A 17,653-nucleotide genomic window follows, 5' to 3' on the forward strand; every position below is an offset into this window, starting at 1 on the left:
TTATGGCTCCAGCCAGCGGGCCAGCCAGGCCGGCACACGCTGCTCCAGCCACATTTGCGGTTTTAATAGCGTTCCACCGACGAAACCGACATGTCCACCCCGGGCGGTGAGCTGATAGCTGGTGCTGGCGGAAAGCAGGCCGGCGTCTGGAATGACATCTTCCGTCATAAAGGGGTCATCTTTGGCATGAATGATCAGCAACGGTTTACGCACGCCTTGCAGCAGAGGCATTGCGCTGGCCTGGCGGTAATAATCCAGCGCATCGTTAAAGCCGTGCACGCGCGAAGTAATGGCATCATCAAAATGCCGTAACCGACGGATCTGTTTCAGCTGCAGGGCATCAATCGGCAGTGAACCGGGGAAAGCGCGCAGTTTCCTGATGGCATTTTGCTTAAGCATGGACAGCAAATAATGTTGATAAAAACGCGAAAATCCCTGCTCAAGTTTAACGCTACAGGGTTCAAGCATCAGCGGTGCTGAGATGACAACGCCTGCATCGAGCAGACAGTCGTTGCCCTGCTTACCCATCAGACAGGCCAGCATATTACCGCCTAATGAAACGCCGACTGCGGCGGTGGGAACCTGTCCCCACTGTGCTCGCAGCCAGTGCAGGAAGTAGCTGGCGTCCTCGGTCTCGCCGGAATGATAGATCCGTTTTAGCCGGTTTGGTTCGCCGCTGCAGCCGCGAAAATGCATGACGACTCCCAGCCAGCCACGCCGCTGGGCGGCTTCAATCAGGCCGTGAGCATAGGGGCTGTGAATACTGCCTTCCAGCCCGTGAAACAGTACCATGCGCGGTTTATGGGTGGCCTGCGCCGGGTTTTCACTCCAGGCAAGGTCGACAAAATCGCCATCCGGCAGCGTGAGTCGTTGCCACCAGGGACGTACGCGCATGCGCCGTCGTAAAATACGTGGCAGCAGGGTTTGCATATGCGCATTATGAAAGCCGGCAAGCGGGATAAATTCGCTTGCATCCGGCGGCTGAAAATTTATGTCGCTAATACTTGTCGGATCCATATCACACTGTTAGTTTCGGGAGATTAATTTGTTTTTTTGGGTAAGGAGTACCCGTTTTATATGGAACTGAGTCTTTTTTTATCAATGCTAGCGTTTCTCTGGGTCGCTGCTATTACCCCAGGCCCCAATAATATGTTATTGACCGCCTCGGCGGCGAATTATGGTTTTATTCGCTCAATAATGCTACTGGTTGGTATTATGATCGGCATGCAGCTGATGCTGCTCATGGTGGCTTTTGGTATCGGCGGTCTGATTCTACTCTATCCTGCACTGCACTTGTTTCTGAAAGTCGCCGGCAGTCTTTATTTATTATGGCTAAGCTGGAAAATTGCTTTCGCCCCTTATGAAACGCTCGACACCGCGCCGGTTGCCGCAAAGCCCATGCCATTCTGGCAGGGCGGCATGCTGCAGCTAATCAACCCGAAAGCCTGGCTAATGGCGCTGGGAGCGACGGCCAGTTTTTCCCTTGCCGGCGAGCAATATCTGCATTCGGTGGTGGCGATCAGCATTGCCATGGCGCTGGTTAATCTGGTTGCCGGTATTATCTGGCTTGGTTTTGGTGCCGCGATTGGCCGGATTTTACACGGACGTCGCGCCTGGAAAATATTTAATCGGGTAATGGGACTGCTGACTGCCAGCTGTGTGCTGCTGGTCTGGCACTGATCACAGCCAGCCGCGAATGTTTTCTGGTTTATGGCAATGAATTGCGTTTATTGTTCTAAAGATATTTAGTTATAAAGAATAATTTTATATTCCTTTATCGCTGATAGATTCCCCGGTTAAAACTGTCGCCATGATAGCGAAATAACCGGAGTGAAATGGAATGAGCAGAATAATAAAACGCGCTGCATTGCTTGCGGTAATGGCCGCACTGAGCCTTCAGGCTCAGGCGACTAACGTAACCGTAGCCTGGCAAACCTCGGCAGAGCCGGCGAAAGTCGCGCAGGCGGATAATACTTTTGAAAAGCTCAGCGGTGCCCATGTGGATTGGCGTAAGTTTGATAGCGGCGCCAGCATTGTGCGTGCACTGGCTTCCGGCGATGTGCAGATTGGTAACCTTGGTTCAAGCCCGCTGGCGGTGGCTGCCACACAAAATCTGCCGATTGAAGTTTTCCTGCTTGCCTCCCGGCTGGGCGATTCTGAAGCGCTGGTCGTCAAAAAAGAGATCAGGACGCCACAAGACCTGATCGGTAAACGTATTGCGGTTCCTTTTATTTCCACGACGCACTACAGCCTGCTGGCAGCCCTGAAACACTGGGGTATCAAACCTGAACAGTTGCAGATTATTAACCTGCAGCCGCCGGCAATTATTGCCGCCTGGCAGCGTGGCGATATCGATGGTGCTTATGTCTGGGCTCCGGCGGTCAATCAGCTGGAGAAGAATGGCAAGGTCCTGACAGATTCTCAGCAGGTGGGGCGCTGGGGCGCGCCGACCCTGGATGTCTGGGTGGTACGCAAGGATTTTGCCAGGGCACATCCCGATATTGTCACTGCGTTTGCCCGCAGTGCTATACAGGCGCAAAAAGCTTACCTTGATGATCCTGAAGGATGGCTGAAAAATCCTGAGAATCTGCGCAAGCTTTCCCGGTACAGCGGGGTGCCCGTTGAGCAGATTCCGTCGCTGGTTAAGGGAAATCAGTATCTGACAAACAGCCAGCAGATTGCCGATCTTGCTCAGCCGGTGAATAAAGCAATTGTGGATACGGCGGCGTTTCTTAAACAGCAGGGTAAAGTTGCGCAGGCTGGTACTGATTACCATGACTTTGTAACCAACCAGTTTGTCACCGCGGCTCAGAAACCGTAAGGAGGGGCCATGCTCAACCTCTCTCATCTTTATGCCAGCTATGAGGGACACCCTGCACTCCAGGATATCCATCTGCGGTTAGCTTCCGGCAGTCTGACGGTCGTTCTGGGGCCTTCCGGATGTGGCAAAACGACATTGTTAAACCTGATAGCCGGTTTTCAGCTGCCAGCGCGAGGAAGTATTGAGCTGAACCAGCGTAGGGTAAAGGCACCGGGAGCCGATCGCGGCGTGGTGTTTCAGAACGAAGGGTTACTGCCGTGGTTGAATGTTATCGAAAACGTGGCTTTTGGCCTGCGGCTGGCCGGGGTTGATCGCAAAACGCGGGAACAGAAAGCCGCGCAGCTGCTGGCCCGGGTTGGCCTTGCCGGTGCTGAACGACGCGCTATCTGGCAGCTTTCCGGGGGAATGCGTCAGCGTGTCGGTATTGCGCGGGCGCTGGTTAACGATCCGCAGTTACTGCTGCTGGATGAGCCTTTTGGCGCGCTGGATGCCTTTACCCGTGAACAGATGCAGACGTTGCTTTTAACGTTATGGCGTGACAGTGGTAAGCAAATTTTACTGATTACCCATGATATTGAAGAAGCGGTTTTTCTCGCCAGTGAGCTTATTTTGCTTTCTCCCGGCCCTGGCCGCGTGGTGGAACGGCTGTCGCTGAACTTTGGCCAGCGTTATGCCGATGGTGCCAGCTGCCGCACCATCAAATCCGACCCCGAGTTTATTGCGACGCGTGAAGCGGTGCTGGCTCGTTTTTTTCAGCAGCGAGAGGTGTTTGTATGAGCGTGATATCCAGCGAAAAAAATGCGCTGAAAAGCCACAGCTGGCGCTGGCCATTGTCACGCCAGCTGACCCTCAGTACGCTAACCCTGTTGCTGTTGTTAGCCATCTGGTGGGGGGTAACCGCACTGCACCTGATTGCACCGCTTTTTTTGCCGTCGCCGGGTGCCGTGCTGCATCAGTTGCTGACTATCGCCAGTCCGCAAGGATTTATGGATGCCACGCTCTGGCAACATCTGGCCGCCAGCCTGACGCGTATTCTGCTGGCTTTACTGGCTGCGGTGATAATTGGTACGCCGGTGGGTATTGCGATGGGTCTGAATGACACCGTGCGCGGAATACTGGACCCGCTGGTGGAGCTTTACCGGCCGGTCCCGCCACTGGCTTACCTGCCGCTGATGGTTATCTGGTTCGGTATTGGCGAAACGTCAAAGATTTTACTGATTTATCTGGCCATTTTTGCCCCAGTGGTACTTTCCACCCTGGCGGGAGTTAAAGGTGCACAACCGGTACGTATTCGCGCCGCGCAGTCGCTTGGTGCCAGCCGCTGGCAGGTGCTGCGTTACGTTATTTTACCGGGCGCACTGCCGGACATCATTACCGGCATACGCATTGGGCTTGGCGTTGGCTGGTCTACTCTGGTGGCGGCTGAACTTATCGCTGCGACCCGTGGACTTGGTTTTATGGTGCAGTCGGCCGGTGAATTTCTGGCAACCGACGTGGTGATGGCGGGTATTGCTGTTATTGCCATCATCGCCTTTAATCTTGAGCTGGGACTGCGTGCGTTACAGCAGCGTCTGACCCCATGGCATGGAGTTTCATCATGAATGAACGTCTGACTATTGTTCCGTTAGGGCCACATATCGGCGCGCAAATCAGTAATCTTGACCTCAGCCGGCCACTGAGCGACAGCCAGTTTGAGCAACTCTATCATGCGTTGTTGCGTCATCAGGTGGTGTTTTTGCGCCAACAACCGGTGACACCACAGCAACAGCGTGCGCTGGCAATTCGCTTCGGCGATTTGCATATTCACCCGGTGTATCCTCATGCGCAGGGGGTTGAGGAAATTATTGTCCTCGATACGCATAAGGATAATCCACCGGATAATGATAACTGGCATACCGATGTCACTTTTATCGAGACGCCGCCAGCCGTGGCGTTGCTGACCTCAAAGCTTTTACCAGACAGTGGCGGGGATACGTTGTGGAGTAGTGGCATAGCCGCCTTTGAGGCACTGTCCACACCGTTTAAAAGCTTGTTATCAGGGCTACAGGCAGAACATGACTTCACCAAATCCTTTCCCGGTTTTAAATATCGTAAAACCGAAGAAGAGCATACCCGCTGGAAACAGGCGGTTGCCAAAAATCCGCCGGTAGTACATCCGGTGGTGCGAACACATCCGGTCAGCGGTCGAAAGGCGCTGTTTGTTAATGAAGGCTTTACCACCCGCATTATCGGCATCAGCGAAAAAGAGAGCACCGCGCTGCTGGCGTTTCTGTTTGCCCATACGACCAAGCCTGAATTTCAGGTGCGTTGGCGCTGGCAGCAGGACGATATGGCCATCTGGGACAACCGGATCACGCAACATTATGCCAATGCCGATTATTATCCGGCCCGGCGGGTGATGCACAGGGCGACGGTGTTGGGTGATAAACCTTTCTTCGCCGACTGAGCACGGCTGCGACGGCGTTGCTGCGCGGATGGTCTGATGCTCACATAGCGGTGTATGCTGCGCTCAGCCCACCGCTGGCGCCTTGTCTCGCACCGGCTCAGCCGGCGAACGACTTTTGACAGGCACGGCTGCGACGGCGTTGCTGCCGGCTTCTATTGTGCCAGCCTCTGCTCCAGCTGTTCCTGCGCGTCCAGCCACTCCATCTCGCAGGTTTCCAGCGCGCTTTTTGCCTGTGTCTGCTGTTGCAATGCCACAGTCAGCTCAGCTTTGCGGCTTTGTTCATAGATAGCGGCATCCGCCAGCAGGTTTTCGGCATCGCTAAGTTGCTTATGGAGGGTCTCCATCTGTTTTTCCAGCTTCTCGATTTGCTTACGTAGCGGCTGGGTCTGGGCGCGAAGTTCGGCGTCACGGCGCTTTTGATCTTTACGTGCCTGAGCGCTGTTTTGATTGTCACTGCGTTCCTGCGTTGCAGATTGAGATGCTTGCTTTTGCAGATCGCTTAGCCACTGCTGGTAATCGTCGAGATCGCCGTTAAAAACATCGACTTTGCCGTCGTGTACCAGATAGAGGTCATCGGTGGTTGCCCGTAGTAAATGACGATCGTGCGACACCACCACCAGCGCGCCTTCAAATTCAATCAGTGCTTCGGTCAGCGCCTGGCGCATATCAAGGTCAAGGTGGTTGGTTGGCTCATCCAGTAGCAGCAGATTTGGTCGTTGCCAGACAATTAACGCCAGCACCAGCCGGGCTTTTTCTCCACCGGAGAAACGGACAATAGGTTCATTAATTTTATCGCCCTGAAAGGCGAAACCGCCGAGGTAATCGCGCAGCTGTTGCTCGGTAACGTTGGGTGCCAGACGCGCCAGATGCTGGAGAGGGGATTCATCCGGGCGTAAAAACTCCAGCTGATGCTGAGCGAAATAACCCAGTTTTACCCCTTTTGCCAGACCGACATCACCTTGCTGAGCGGCCAGTTCGCCAGCCAGCAGCTTAATTAAGGTCGATTTACCCGCGCCGTTGCGGCCGAGTAAGCCAATACGTGAGCCGGGTACCAGATTGAGTTTAATGGCATTTAGTACCGTGCGTTCACCATAACCCGCGCTGACTTTTTCCATTTTTAACAGAGGATTGGGCAGGTTTTCTGGTGGACGAAAACTGAAGTGAAAGGGATTATCGGCATGCGCCGGGGCAATCATCTCCATACGCTCCAGCATTTTGATACGACTTTGAGCCTGCTTTGCTTTGGAGGCCTTCGCCCGAAAGCGGTCGATGTAGCTTTGCAGATGGGCCACTTTTTGCTGCTGGCTTTGATACATCGCCTGCTGCTGGGCCAGTTTGGTTGCTCGCTGGATTTCAAAAACGCTGTAATTTCCGGTGTATTCAAACAAATTCTGCTGTTCGATATGCAGAATTTTGTCTACCACCGGGTCAAGGAAGTCGCGATCGTGGGAAATCAGGATCAGGGTGCCGGAATAACTTTTCAGCCAGCGTTCAAGCCAGATAACCGCATCAAGATCAAGGTGGTTGGTTGGTTCATCCAGCAATAACAAATCGGAGCGACACAGCAATGCCTGGGCCAGATTCAGGCGCATCCGCCAGCCGCCAGAAAAGGCGCTGACCGGATGGGTTATTTGCTGCTGTACAAAGCCCAGGCCGCTTAACAAACTGGCTGCACGCGCCCGTATACTCCAGGCATTGATGGCATCCAGCTGACCATGAATCAGTGCGATAGCATTGCCATCATTACGGTGATTGGCGTCATGGAGCGCGGATTCCAGCTGACGGAATTCGCGGTCGCCATCAATCACATAATCAATGGCAGTCTGCTCCAGTGCCGGTGTTTCCTGGTTCACCCAGGCGAGAGACCAGGTGCCCGGCCAGCTGGCGCTACCTGCATCAGGGCTGATTTCGTTTTTCAGTAATGACAACAGGGTAGACTTACCACAGCCGTTTTTACCCACCAGTCCGACTTTTTGTCCAGGATTGATAGTGGCGGTAGCATTTTCCAGTAAGACGCGCACACCGCGTCTGATTTGTAAGGAAGAGAAGACAATCATAAGCGCCGGATCAAGAGTGTATGTTAAATTAGTATTTCAAAAAGAATTCCGGAATCACCGACTCCATCGCGTAGAGCATGGTAACGGAAATCGCCGATCAACACGACGATTTGAAAGGGGAAATGATGTCGCAGTCGCCGAAAGTTTTGCTGCTCTATGCGCACCCTGAGTCACAGGACTCGATTGCCAACCAGATATTACTGCAATCGGCAAAGCAGCAGGATAACGTTACGGTACATGACCTGTACGCGCACTATCCCGATTTCTTTATTGATATACACAAAGAGCAGCAGTTGTTACGTGAACATCAGGTGATTGTTTTTCAACACCCCCTGTATACCTACAGCTGTCCTGCGCTGTTAAAAGAGTGGCTGGATCGGGTGTTATCACGCGGTTTTGCCAGCGGAGTCGGCGGTAACGCCCTGGTGGGCAAATACTGGCGCAGCGTGATTACTACCGGCGAACCTGAAGCCGCCTATCACCATAACGGCCTGAATCGTTACCCCATGTCAGACATTATGCGTCCATTTGAACTGACGGCACAAATGTGCCGGATGCACTGGCTGACGCCAATGATCATTTACTGGGCGCGTCGCCAGTCGGCGGAGATGATGAACAATTTTTCCCGTGCTTATGGTGAGTGGTTGGCTTCACCGTTGTCGCAAGGAGGTTACTGATGGCTGGTCAGACGCTTTTGACGGCAGGCGTGGTGTACCTTGTTGCGGCGGTACTGGTGGTGCCGGTTGCGGCGCGCATTGGCATCGGGGCCGTACTCGGCTACTTAATGGCGGGTATTGCTATCGGTCCGTGGGGGCTGGGTTTTATCAGCGATGTTGACGAGATTTTGCATTTTTCTGAACTGGGTGTGGTTTTTCTGATGTTTATCATCGGGCTGGAATTAAATCCGGCAAAACTCTGGCAGTTAAGACGGTCTATTTTTGGCGTCGGTGCCGCCCAGGTTGTGCTCAGTGCTGCGGCACTGGCGGGATTACTGCTACTGAGCCGTTTTAGCTGGCAAGCCGCGGTGATGGGGGGAATCGGGCTGGCAATGTCATCTACGGCTATGGCCCTGCAGCTGATGCGTGATAAGGGTATGAACCGCAGTGAGTCCGGACAACTGGGATTCTCGGTGCTGTTGTTCCAGGATCTGGCGGTGATTCCCGCTTTGGCGCTGGTTCCACTGCTGGCTGGCAGTGGCGACGAGCATACCGACTGGATGAAGGTGGGTATGAAAGTGTTGGCTTTTGCCGGCATGCTGATTGGCGGACGCTACTTGTTGCGGCCCATCCTGCGTTTTATTGCTGCTTCCGGGGTGCGTGAGATTTTTATCGCGGCGTCACTGTTGCTGGTACTGGGCGCCGCGCTGTTTATGGATGCACTAGGTTTATCGATGGCGTTGGGGACCTTTATTGCCGGGGTGCTGCTGGCTGAGAGCGAATATCGCCATGAGCTGGAAATTGCTATCGATCCTTTTAAAGGGCTGTTACTGGGATTGTTTTTTATCTCAGTTGGCATGGCGCTGAACCTTGGCGTGCTTTATACCCACATTGGGATTATTTTAGCCGGTGTCGTCTGCCTGGTGGCAATTAAGACGCTGGTGCTCTACGTTTTGTCGCATATTTACGGTTTGCGTAGTTCGGAGCGTTTGCAGTTTTCGGCGGTACTGAGTCAGGGCGGCGAATTTGCTTTTGTCCTGTTTTCAGCGGCTTCTTCGGCAAAGTTGTTTAAGGGTGACCAGCTGCCTTTGTTGCTGGTAACGGTAACGCTGTCGATGATGACGACCCCCCTGCTGATGCAGCTGGTGGATAACATTCTTGCCCGCCGTTTCAATGAAAGCGATGAGCCGGGAGAGAAACCCCATGTTGAAAATGATGACCCGCAGGTTATCGTGGTAGGTTTCGGGCGATTTGGTCAGGTAGTAGCGCGCTTACTGATGGCGAATGAAAAACGCATTACGGTTCTGGAACGGGATATCAGCGCCGTCAGTCTGATGCGCAAGTATGGTTATAAAGTATACTATGGTGATGCTACGGAACTTGAATTGTTGCGGGCGGCGGGTGCCGAAAATGCCGAGTCCATTGTGATAACCTGCAACGGGCCGGAAGCAGCGATGGAGATTGTCCATCTGTGCCAGCAGCATTTCCCGCAGCTGAAGATTCTGGCGCGGGCTCGTGGTCGCGTGGAAGCCCATGAGCTATTACAGGCGGGAGTGGATCAGTTCTCGCGTGAAACGTTTTCCAGCGCACTTGAGCTGGGGCGTAAAGCGCTTATTTCCCTGGGCATGCATCCGCATCAGGCTTTTCGTGCCCAGCAGCATTTTCGCCGGCTCGACATGCGCATGCTGCGGGAGCTGATGCCCGATCACACTGACAGCCAGCAAATCTCACGTGTTAAAGAAGCACGTCGTGAGCTGGAGGATATCTTCAAAGCAGAGATGCGTTATGAACAGCGTCAGTTTGATGGCTGGGATGAATATGAATAATACGGACCAGCGCGAACGTCACGGCGTCAGTCCTGATGGAAGGTATGACAATGGGTAAACGTTTTATTGCCGGTGCCGTCTGCCCGGCTTGTCAGCAAAAAGATACGCTGGCATTGTGGCGTGAAAATAATATTGATGTGGTTGAATGTGTTAAGTGCGGCCATCAGATGCGTGAGGCCGATAAGCAGAATCAGAAGAGCGTACGGGAGAAAGAGCAAGTGATAGGAATCTTTCATCCGGAGTAGCGTCGTCGCTCACCTTTTTTTAAGCTTAACCATACAGACGCCTTGAATTCCGGTACAATCGGCGCAATCAATGATGCAGACGCCCTCTGTGACTGCATACAGAACGCTCTCAACGGTTAGGAGTAATCATGAAAGTAGCAAAAGACCTGGTGGTCAGCCTGGCCTATCAGGTACGTACCGAAGACGGTGTATTAGTTGATGAATCTCCGGTGAGCGCGCCGTTGGATTATCTGCATGGTCATGGCTCACTGATTTCGGGCCTGGAAAAAGCACTGGAAGGTCGTGAAGTCGGGGATAAATTCGACGTGAACGTTGGCGCCAACGACGCCTACGGTCAGTATGATGACAACCTGGTGCAGCGTGTGCCTAAAGATGTTTTTATGGGGGTTGATGAACTCCAGGTTGGCATGCGTTTTCTCGCTGAAACCGATCAGGGACCTGTGCCGGTAGAAATCACCGAAGTGGAAGACGATCACGTTACCGTCGATGGGAACCACATGCTGGCTGGCCAGAATCTGCATTTTAATGTGGAAGTCATGGGGTTACGTGAGGCCACTGAGGAAGAAATTGCCCATGGCCACGTGCATGGTGAAGATGATCATCATCATGACCATGACCACGATCATCAGGGGCATCACCACGGCGGCGGTTGTGGTGGCAACGGCGGCTGCGGCTGTCATTAAGTTGTGCGGTCTCTCTGCGGCGCTGAGCCGCGGGAGCGTGGGCTGACAGCCTGCTATTTCAGGCCAGCAACACTTTGGTGTGAGCTGGCCTGATTTTTCTTGTCCGCTGACGCGTGATGCGTCCTGTTCAGTAATGCGGCGGTGGCGTCTCTTCAGAGGGATGCGCCACCATAGAAGGCGCTGCAGTTTTTAGTTTTTCAACCATTAAGCGTAATTGTTCGCGCATCCGTGCCATCTCCATCTCATGTTGGGTGACGGTCTGATTCAGTGCTTCAATGGTGTGTTCCTGAAAAGCCAGACGACTCTCAAGCTCTTCCAGACGCTGCTCGGTCAGGAGTTGTTGCATAACATTTCCCCTTGTTACTGCTTGCAAAATTACTCAAATTTAACAGACGGATAGTAGCGCTAATCTAAACCTTTACGCACGCAAATCACTTGAATTTATGGTTAGAGGTTGAAAAAAATAGCCGAAAGCTGCATGTTTTTGATGAAACTTCCTCTCTCAGTTAAAGTCTTATCGAGCAGACTGAACGTATGTGGGAGTGTTTTGTTTTCTCACACGAAGGTATAGTACCGTCCCAGGCTATCTGGCCTGCACATTTATTTCCGGAGCGAGAGGCTTCGGGTTTGGAGAAATGGATGAAATCATTGTTTAAAGTTACGCTGTTAGCCACCACCATGGCCGTTGCGCTGAATGCTCCTGTGGCAATGGCAGCGGAAAGCAAAGCGGCGCCGGAATCGGCACCGGCTCAGGCGCCGAAGAACGCTGCATTCAAAACCGAGGATCAACAGTCTGCTTATGCGCTTGGTGCGTCTCTTGGCCGTTACATGGAAAACTCGCTGAAAGAGCAGGAGAAGCTGGGTATCAAGCTGGATCAGTCTCAGCTGATTGCCGGTGTTCAGGATGCATTCTCGGGTAAAAGCAAACTTTCCGATCAGGAAATTGAACAAACGCTCCAGACTTTTGAGGGACGGGTAAAAACCGCTGCTCAGGAAAAAATGGAAAAAGATGCGAAAGATAACTCCGCGAAAGGAGAGGCTTTTGCTGCTAAATTTGCTAAAGAAAAAGATGTTCAGAAAACCAAGTCCGGTCTGCTCTACCAGATTGAGAAAGCCGGAACAGGTGATGAGCCGAAAGACAGTGATACCGTGGTGGTTAACTACAAGGGCACCCTGATTGACGGTACGGAGTTTGATAACTCTTATACCCGTGGTGAACCGCTTTCTTTCCGTCTTGACGGTGTTATTCCTGGCTGGACTGAAGGTCTGAAGCACGTTAAGAAAGGTGGAAAAATTAAGCTGGTTATCCCACCGAACCTGGCTTATGGCAAAAACGGTGTGCCGGGTATTCCGCCGAACTCCACGCTGGTATTTGACGTTGAGTTGCTGGATATCAAACCAGCGGCCCAGGCCGACGATAAAGCTCAGGCTGATAACAAAACGCAGCCGGCAGCGCAGGCTGATGATGCCAAAGACGCTAAAAAATAATCCCGCCATCGCCACCTCCGGGTGGCGTTTTTTTGCCTGGTGTTTTCTGCACCGATGCTGACTGAATTGAGGAATTGTTAATAAAGGCAGGGCATGCCTCGCTGGCATTTGTTAAACTTATCCCGGTTGGAAAAACATTAAAAGTGAGTCTGCCACCATACGCGCAGACAGGCTCCGGTTATAAGGGTGGTGTCGTTAATGCCAAATTCACTTTTTACAGCTGATTTCGTCGATGCAGAATTGCTGGAAAAGTATCCGTTTGAAGACAGCGATCGTGAGATACTGAAATCTTATGAAGTTGTCGTCGATGGACTGGCCATGCTGATTGGTTCCCATTGTGAAATTGTGCTCCATTCGCTGGAAGATTTGAACCGCTCTGCTGTGCGTATTGCCAATGGCGAGCATACCGGCCGGCAAGTGGGATCACCGATTACCGATTTAGCCTTGCGTATGCTGCATGACATGACCGATGCTGACAGTAACGTCTCGCGGGCTTATTTCACCCGGGCCAAAAGCGGTGTGCTGATGAAATCGGTGACCATCGCTATCCGTAATCGTCAGCAGCAGGTAATTGGTTTGCTGTGCCTTAATATAAATCTTGATGTTCCTTTCTCACAGATCATGGCCACTTTTATTCCGCCGGAAACGCCGGAAGTGTCTCCCGAGGTCAACTTTGCTTCTTCTGTTGAAGATCTGGTCACCCAGACTCTGGAGTTCACCATTGAAGAAATCAGTGCCGACCGCAACGTTTCTAATAATGCCAAGAACCGTCAGATTGTGCTCAATCTCTATGAGAAAGGCATTTTCGATATTAAAGATGCGATCAATCAGGTTGCCGAGCGCCTCAATATTTCTAAGCACACGGTTTATCTGTATATCCGCCAGTTTAAAAATGGCGATTTCCAGGGGCAGGACCGCTAATGCGTTTCAGTCTGATGGTCACTGGACCGGCCTATGGGACGCAGCAGAGTATCAGCGCGCTGCAATTCGCCCGGGCGCTTTGTGCCAGTGAGCATCAGCTGGTGAGCATCTTTTTTTACCGCGAAGGGGTTTATAATGCGAACCGCCTCACGGCGCCGGCCGCTGACGAACAGCATATGGTTCAGGCCTGGCAGGAGATACATCAACGCTATAACGTTGCGTTGAATATTTGCGTGGCGGCCGGGTTACGTCGTGGCGTCGTTAATGCTGCAGAGGGTAAAGAGGCCGGCGTTGAGGGGGAAAATCTTGCCGATGGTTTTGTGCTTTCAGGTCTGGGAACGCTTGCACAAGCTGCATTAAACTGCGACCGGGTGGTGCAATTCTGATGAAATCGGTGGCATTTGTTTTTAGTCAACCTCCGCACGGAACCAGCGCTGGTCGTGAAGGACTGGATGCTGTGCTGGCGGTTTCCGCGCTGACTGATGATATTGGCGTATTTTTTATCGCCGACGGCGTGTTGCAGCTGTTACCGGAGCAGCAACCCAATCAGATCCTGTCCCGTGACTATATTGCGACCTTTGGTGTGCTGCCTTTATATGACGTGACATCGTGTTTTATCTGCGCCAGCGCTTTACGCGAACGCTGCCTGGAAAACCTCTCCTTTGTGTTGCCGGTGGTGCCGTTGCAGCCAGATGAATTGCGTAAGACGCTGGCCGGTTACCAGCAAATATTTACTTTCTGAGGCCTCCATGCTGCATACGTTACGACACTCTCCGTTCCAGTGTGACTTTTCTGCCTTGTTGCGTATGCTGGGACCGGATGACGATCTGCTGATGCTGGAAGATGGCGTGATTGCGGCGTTATCTGCAACTGAGTCATTACGCGCGTTACAGGCAAGCGGTGCGGCGTTGTTTGCTTTAGGCGACGATCTGGTTGCCCGTGGTCTGAGCAGATATATTCCGGTGGAAATCCGCCTTGTTGACTATAATGGTTTCGTTGCGCTGGCGGTAAAAAACCCGCAACAAATGGTTTGGTAGTATGAGAAACCTGGTTATTTCTTGACACCCTTTCTGCTCAGCCCTAAAATTCTGCGTCCTCGTTGTATTACGAGGCGGATTTATTACGTGTTTACGAAGCAAAGCAAAAACCCAGGAGCTATTTAATGGCAACAGTTAACCAGCTGGTTCGCAAACCGCGCGTACGCAAAGTTGCTAAAAGCAACGTGCCGGCGCTGGAAGCTTGCCCGCAAAAACGTGGTGTATGTACCCGTGTATATACTACCACTCCGAAGAAACCTAACTCAGCGCTGCGTAAAGTTTGCCGTGTGCGTCTGACTAACGGTTTTGAAGTGACTTCCTACATTGGTGGTGAAGGTCACAACCTGCAGGAGCACTCTGTGATCCTGATCCGTGGCGGTCGTGTAAAAGACCTGCCTGGTGTGCGTTACCATACCGTTCGTGGCGCGCTGGACTGCTCTGGTGTTAAAGACCGTAAGCAGGCTCGCTCCAAGTACGGCGTGAAGAAGCCAAAGGCTTAATGGTTCTCCGTTAAGTAAGGCCAAACGTTTTAACTTAAATGTCAAACTAAACTCGTAGAGTTTTGGACAATCCTGAATTATCAACGGAGTATTTCCATGCCACGTCGTCGCGTCATTGGTCAGCGTAAAATTCTGCCGGATCCTAAGTTCGGATCAGAGCTGCTGGCTAAATTTGTTAATATCCTGATGGTAGATGGTAAAAAATCTACTGCTGAATCAATCGTTTATACTGCGCTTGAGACCCTGGCTCAGCGTTCAGGTAAAAACGAACTGGAAGCGTTTGAAGTTGCCCTCGAAAACGTACGTCCGACTGTCGAAGTGAAGTCGCGTCGTGTTGGTGGCTCTACTTATCAGGTTCCGGTTGAAGTCCGTCCGGTCCGTCGTAATGCCCTGGCAATGCGCTGGATTGTTGAAGCTGCTCGTAAACGCGGTGATAAATCTATGGCTTTGCGCCTGGCGAACGAACTTTCTGATGCTGCAGAAAACAAAGGCACTGCAGTGAAGAAACGTGAAGACGTTCACCGTATGGCCGAAGCCAACAAGGCGTTCGCACACTACCGCTGGTAACAGTCTCGTAGTTGTTATTAACCCGGCGGGCGCGAAAGCTATCATCCCGCTGGGATTGACTAACTTAGAACGTCCGAGAATCAGAGGAATCAAATGGCTCGTACAACCCCCATTACGCGCTACCGTAACATCGGTATCAGCGCACACATCGACGCCGGTAAAACCACGACGACCGAACGCATTCTGTTCTACACCGGCGTAAACCACAAAATCGGTGAGGTTCACGATGGCGCGGCCACCATGGACTGGATGGCTCAGGAACAGGAGCGTGGTATTACTATCACCTCCGCAGCAACCACTGCGTTCTGGGCTGGTATGGCTAAGCAATTCGAGCCACACCGCGTAAACATCATCGACACCCCGGGACACGTTGACTTTACTATCGAAGTAGAGCGTTCAATGCGTGTTCTGGACGGTGCCGTCATGGTTTACTGTGCGGTTGGTGGTGTTCAGCCACAGTCTGAAACCGTATGGCGTCAGGCAAACAAATACAAAGTTCCACGTATTGCGTTCGTTAACAAAATGGACCGTATGGGTGCGAACTTCCTGAAAGTTGTTAGCCAGATTAAATCCCGTCTGGGCGCGAATCCGGTTCCGCTACAGCTGGCCATTGGTGCTGAAGACAATTTCACCGGCGTTATCGACCTGGTGAAAATGAAAGCTATCAACTGGAATGATGCTGACCAGGGTGTAACCTTCGTTTACGAAGATATCCCGGCGGAAATGCAGGATCTGGCGGAAGAATGGCACCAGAACCTGATTGAATCTGCGGCAGAAGCTTCAGAAGAGCTGATGGAGAAATACCTCGGCGGCGAAGACCTGACGGAAGACGAAATCAAAAAAGCGCTGCGTCAGCGCGTGCTGAACAATGAAATCATCCTGGTAACCTGTGGTTCTGCATTTAAGAATAAAGGTGTTCAGGCCATGCTGGATGCGGTTGTTGAATATCTGCCTGCACCGACAGATGTACCGGCAATCAAAGGTATTCTGGATGATGGCAAAGATACCCCTGCAGAACGTCACTCTGACGATAAAGAGCCGTTCTCTGCGCTGGCGTTCAAAATTGCCACTGACCCGTTTGTCGGTAACCTGACCTTTTTCCGCGTGTATTCTGGCGTGGTGAACTCAGGTGATACCGTGCTGAACTCAGTGAAAGCTCAGCGCGAACGTTTTGGTCGTATCGTTCAGATGCATGCCAACAAGCGTGAAGAAATTAAAGAAGTTCGTGCTGGTGACATCGCGGCGGCTATCGGTCTGAAAGACGTTACAACAGGTGATACGCTGTGTGATCCAAACGCCCCGATTATTCTGGAGCGTATGGAGTTCCCTGAGCCGGTAATTTCTATCGCCGTTGAGCCGAAAACCAAAGCTGACCAGGAAAAAATGGGTCTGGCTCTGGGGCGTCTGGCGAAAGAAGACCCGTCATTCCGCGTCTGGACTGATGAAGAGTCTAACCAGACTATTATCGCCGGTATGGGTGAGCTGCACCTGGAAATCATCGTTGACCGTATGAAACGCGAATTCAACGTTGAAGCGAACGTCGGTAAACCTCAGGTTGCTTACCGCGAAACTATCCGCGATACCGTTAAGGATATCGAAGGTAAACACGCGAAGCAGTCTGGTGGTCGTGGTCAGTATGGTCACGTGGTGATCGATCTGTTCCCGCTGGAGCCAGGTGGCCCAGGCTATACCTTTACCAACGATATTAAAGGTGGTGTTATTCCTGGTGAATACATCCCTGCTGTTGACAAAGGTATTCAGGAACAGCTCAAATCTGGTCCGCTGGCCGGTTATCCGGTAGTGGATCTGGGGGTTCGTCTGCACTTTGGTTCTTATCATGATGTAGACTCCTCTGAACTGGCGTTTAAACTGGCAGCTTCTCTGGCCTTTAAAGATGGCTTTAAGAAAGCAAAACCTGTTCTGCTTGAGCCGGTAATGAAGGTTGAAGTGGAAACGCCAGAAGACTACATGGGTGACGTAATCGGTGACCTTAACCGTCGTCGCGGTATCATTGAAGGTATGGATGATACTGCTACCGGTAAGACCGTTCGTGCTCAGGTACCGCTGTCTGAAATGTTTGGTTATGCAACTGACCTGCGTTCTCAGACTCAGGGTCGTGCTTCGTACTCCATGGAGTTCCTGAAGTACTCTGAAGCGCCGAACAACGTCGCTCAGGCCGTTATCGAAGCTCGTGGCAAATAAGGCTACGATTTAGCAAAGTGAACAGATGCCCTCATCGATGATGAGGGCATAACCAGTTAAGGAATATCGCCATGGCGAAAGAACAATTTCAACGTAACAAACTGCACGTAAACGTGGGTACCATCGGTCACGTTGACCACGGTAAAACCACACTGACTGCGGCAATCACCACCGTTCTGTCTAAAAAGTATGGTGGCCAGGCGC

21 protein-coding genes are annotated in these 17,653 nt (G+C 52.1%); 18 read left to right on the forward strand and 3 right to left on the reverse strand.

From position 1 onward, the window contains the following. On the reverse strand, window positions 1–1,017 hold the full coding sequence (locus BL249_RS12730; RefSeq protein WP_099705051.1) for a hydrolase: 1,017 nt from the start codon (window positions 1,015–1,017) through the stop codon (window positions 1–3). A 60-nt stretch (window positions 1,018–1,077) separates the two neighbouring features. Between BL249_RS12730 and BL249_RS12735 the strand changes: the two genes are divergently transcribed. From BL249_RS12735 to tauD, 5 genes are all read left to right on the forward strand, one after another. Further along, on the forward strand, window positions 1,078–1,680 hold the full coding sequence (locus BL249_RS12735) for a LysE family translocator (protein WP_099705052.1): 603 nt from the start codon (window positions 1,078–1,080) through the stop codon (window positions 1,678–1,680). 160 nt (window positions 1,681–1,840) lie between these two features. Further along, window positions 1,841–2,821, forward strand: coding sequence for a taurine ABC transporter substrate-binding protein (tauA, locus tag BL249_RS12740; RefSeq protein WP_099705053.1), 981 nt, complete (start codon window positions 1,841–1,843; stop codon window positions 2,819–2,821). A gap of 9 nt (window positions 2,822–2,830) precedes the next feature. Next, window positions 2,831–3,598, forward strand: a complete 768-nt coding sequence (gene tauB / locus BL249_RS12745; protein ID WP_099705054.1) for a taurine ABC transporter ATP-binding subunit — start codon at window positions 2,831–2,833, stop codon at window positions 3,596–3,598. Then, window positions 3,595–4,422 carry a taurine ABC transporter permease TauC gene (gene tauC, locus BL249_RS12750; RefSeq protein WP_099705055.1) on the forward strand — a complete coding sequence of 276 codons (828 nt, stop codon included), beginning with the start codon at window positions 3,595–3,597 and terminating at the stop codon, window positions 4,420–4,422. The genes tauB and tauC overlap by 4 nt, the downstream gene beginning before the upstream one ends. Next, on the forward strand, window positions 4,419–5,267 hold the full coding sequence (gene tauD / locus BL249_RS12755) for a taurine dioxygenase (RefSeq protein ID WP_099705056.1): 849 nt from the start codon (window positions 4,419–4,421) through the stop codon (window positions 5,265–5,267). The genes tauC and tauD overlap by 4 nt, the downstream gene beginning before the upstream one ends. A gap of 152 nt (window positions 5,268–5,419) precedes the next feature. On the opposite strand, the gene BL249_RS12760 is transcribed toward tauD, so the two are convergent. After that, a complete protein-coding gene (locus BL249_RS12760; protein WP_099705057.1) occupies window positions 5,420–7,324 on the reverse strand; it encodes an ABC transporter ATP-binding protein in 1,905 nt (634 codons plus the stop codon). 125 nt (window positions 7,325–7,449) lie between these two features. On the opposite strand from BL249_RS12760, the gene kefG reads away from it, so the two are divergent. The 4 genes from kefG to slyD all read left to right on the forward strand — a co-directional run bounded on the left by kefG (window position 7,450) and on the right by slyD (window position 10,734). After that, window positions 7,450–8,001, forward strand: a complete 552-nt coding sequence (gene kefG, locus BL249_RS12765) for a glutathione-regulated potassium-efflux system ancillary protein KefG (RefSeq protein WP_099705073.1) — start codon at window positions 7,450–7,452, stop codon at window positions 7,999–8,001. Beyond that, on the forward strand, window positions 8,001–9,806 hold the full coding sequence (gene kefB, locus BL249_RS12770; protein ID WP_099705058.1) for a glutathione-regulated potassium-efflux system protein KefB: 1,806 nt from the start codon (window positions 8,001–8,003) through the stop codon (window positions 9,804–9,806). Before kefG ends, kefB begins: the two co-directional genes overlap by 1 nt. A gap of 44 nt (window positions 9,807–9,850) precedes the next feature. Beyond that, complete coding sequence (locus BL249_RS12775) at window positions 9,851–10,051, forward strand: YheV family putative zinc ribbon protein (RefSeq protein WP_199073474.1); 201 nt, start codon at window positions 9,851–9,853, stop codon at window positions 10,049–10,051. Between the two features lie 128 nt (window positions 10,052–10,179). Then, window positions 10,180–10,734, forward strand: a complete 555-nt coding sequence (gene slyD / locus BL249_RS12780; protein WP_099705059.1) for a peptidylprolyl isomerase — start codon at window positions 10,180–10,182, stop codon at window positions 10,732–10,734. 127 nt (window positions 10,735–10,861) lie between these two features. On the opposite strand, the gene BL249_RS12785 is transcribed toward slyD, so the two are convergent. After that, the gene (locus BL249_RS12785) at window positions 10,862–11,080 is read right to left on the reverse strand and encodes a SlyX family protein (protein ID WP_099705060.1); all 219 of its coding nucleotides are present in this window, start codon (window positions 11,078–11,080) and stop codon (window positions 10,862–10,864) included. A 293-nt stretch (window positions 11,081–11,373) separates the two neighbouring features. On the opposite strand from BL249_RS12785, the gene fkpA reads away from it, so the two are divergent. The 9 genes from fkpA to BL249_RS12830 form a co-directional block, all read left to right on the forward strand. Further along, window positions 11,374–12,222, forward strand: coding sequence for an FKBP-type peptidyl-prolyl cis-trans isomerase (gene fkpA, locus BL249_RS12790; protein ID WP_099705061.1), 849 nt, complete (start codon window positions 11,374–11,376; stop codon window positions 12,220–12,222). Between the two features lie 198 nt (window positions 12,223–12,420). Continuing rightward, entirely contained in the window at window positions 12,421–13,143 is a 723-nt protein-coding gene (locus tag BL249_RS12795) for a helix-turn-helix transcriptional regulator (RefSeq protein WP_099705062.1), read from the forward strand. Beyond that, window positions 13,143–13,529: a sulfurtransferase complex subunit TusD gene (gene tusD, locus BL249_RS12800; protein WP_099705063.1), complete on the forward strand. Its 387-nt coding sequence runs from the start codon at window positions 13,143–13,145 to the stop codon at window positions 13,527–13,529. The genes BL249_RS12795 and tusD overlap by 1 nt, the downstream gene beginning before the upstream one ends. Then, window positions 13,529–13,885 (forward strand): sulfurtransferase complex subunit TusC, encoded by a 357-nt coding sequence (tusC, locus tag BL249_RS12805; protein WP_099705064.1) that lies wholly within the window; start codon window positions 13,529–13,531, stop codon window positions 13,883–13,885. The genes tusD and tusC overlap by 1 nt, the downstream gene beginning before the upstream one ends. 7 nt (window positions 13,886–13,892) lie before the next feature. Further along, window positions 13,893–14,180, forward strand: a complete 288-nt coding sequence (tusB, locus tag BL249_RS12810) for a sulfurtransferase complex subunit TusB (RefSeq protein WP_099705065.1) — start codon at window positions 13,893–13,895, stop codon at window positions 14,178–14,180. A gap of 125 nt (window positions 14,181–14,305) precedes the next feature. Continuing rightward, a complete protein-coding gene (gene rpsL, locus BL249_RS12815; RefSeq protein WP_003852912.1) occupies window positions 14,306–14,680 on the forward strand; it encodes a 30S ribosomal protein S12 in 375 nt (124 codons plus the stop codon). A gap of 96 nt (window positions 14,681–14,776) precedes the next feature. Beyond that, window positions 14,777–15,247 (forward strand): 30S ribosomal protein S7, encoded by a 471-nt coding sequence (gene rpsG, locus BL249_RS12820; RefSeq protein ID WP_013510774.1) that lies wholly within the window; start codon window positions 14,777–14,779, stop codon window positions 15,245–15,247. A 93-nt stretch (window positions 15,248–15,340) separates the two neighbouring features. After that, on the forward strand, window positions 15,341–17,449 hold the full coding sequence (gene fusA / locus BL249_RS12825) for an elongation factor G (protein ID WP_099705066.1): 2,109 nt from the start codon (window positions 15,341–15,343) through the stop codon (window positions 17,447–17,449). A gap of 71 nt (window positions 17,450–17,520) precedes the next feature. Then, window positions 17,521–17,653: GTP-binding protein (locus BL249_RS12830; RefSeq protein WP_241898887.1), on the forward strand; the 133-nt coding region annotated here is incomplete at its 3' end.

It is taken from the genome of Erwinia sp. OLFS4 (assembly GCF_002752165.1).
GTDB lineage: Bacteria > Pseudomonadota > Gammaproteobacteria > Enterobacterales > Enterobacteriaceae > Izhakiella.

Bases quoted from the DNA above. Each gene is read 5' to 3' on its own strand.
- BL249_RS12785 (WP_099705060.1), bottom strand. From the start codon at position 11,080: ATGCAACAACTCCTGACCGAGCAGCGTCTGGAAGAGCTTGAGAGTCGT.
- tusD (WP_099705063.1), top strand. From the start codon at position 13,143: ATGCGTTTCAGTCTGATGGTCACTGGACCGGCCTATGGGACGCAGCAG.
- kefG (WP_099705073.1), top strand. From the start codon at position 7,450: ATGTCGCAGTCGCCGAAAGTTTTGCTGCTCTATGCGCACCCTGAGTCA.
- BL249_RS12730 (WP_099705051.1), bottom strand. From the start codon at position 1,017: ATGGATCCGACAAGTATTAGCGACATAAATTTTCAGCCGCCGGATGCA.
- tauC (WP_099705055.1), top strand. From the start codon at position 3,595: ATGAGCGTGATATCCAGCGAAAAAAATGCGCTGAAAAGCCACAGCTGG.
- fkpA (WP_099705061.1), top strand. From the start codon at position 11,374: ATGAAATCATTGTTTAAAGTTACGCTGTTAGCCACCACCATGGCCGTT.
- kefB (WP_099705058.1), top strand. From the start codon at position 8,001: ATGGCTGGTCAGACGCTTTTGACGGCAGGCGTGGTGTACCTTGTTGCG.
- tusB (WP_099705065.1), top strand. From the start codon at position 13,893: ATGCTGCATACGTTACGACACTCTCCGTTCCAGTGTGACTTTTCTGCC.
- tauA (WP_099705053.1), top strand. From the start codon at position 1,841: ATGAGCAGAATAATAAAACGCGCTGCATTGCTTGCGGTAATGGCCGCA.
- tusC (WP_099705064.1), top strand. From the start codon at position 13,529: ATGAAATCGGTGGCATTTGTTTTTAGTCAACCTCCGCACGGAACCAGC.
- fusA (WP_099705066.1), top strand. From the start codon at position 15,341: ATGGCTCGTACAACCCCCATTACGCGCTACCGTAACATCGGTATCAGC.
- slyD (WP_099705059.1), top strand. From the start codon at position 10,180: ATGAAAGTAGCAAAAGACCTGGTGGTCAGCCTGGCCTATCAGGTACGT.
- rpsL (WP_003852912.1), top strand. From the start codon at position 14,306: ATGGCAACAGTTAACCAGCTGGTTCGCAAACCGCGCGTACGCAAAGTT.
- tauB (WP_099705054.1), top strand. From the start codon at position 2,831: ATGCTCAACCTCTCTCATCTTTATGCCAGCTATGAGGGACACCCTGCA.
- BL249_RS12735 (WP_099705052.1), top strand. From the start codon at position 1,078: ATGGAACTGAGTCTTTTTTTATCAATGCTAGCGTTTCTCTGGGTCGCT.
- BL249_RS12795 (WP_099705062.1), top strand. From the start codon at position 12,421: ATGCCAAATTCACTTTTTACAGCTGATTTCGTCGATGCAGAATTGCTG.
- BL249_RS12760 (WP_099705057.1), bottom strand. From the start codon at position 7,324: ATGATTGTCTTCTCTTCCTTACAAATCAGACGCGGTGTGCGCGTCTTA.
- BL249_RS12775 (WP_199073474.1), top strand. From the start codon at position 9,851: ATGACAATGGGTAAACGTTTTATTGCCGGTGCCGTCTGCCCGGCTTGT.
- tauD (WP_099705056.1), top strand. From the start codon at position 4,419: ATGAATGAACGTCTGACTATTGTTCCGTTAGGGCCACATATCGGCGCG.
- rpsG (WP_013510774.1), top strand. From the start codon at position 14,777: ATGCCACGTCGTCGCGTCATTGGTCAGCGTAAAATTCTGCCGGATCCT.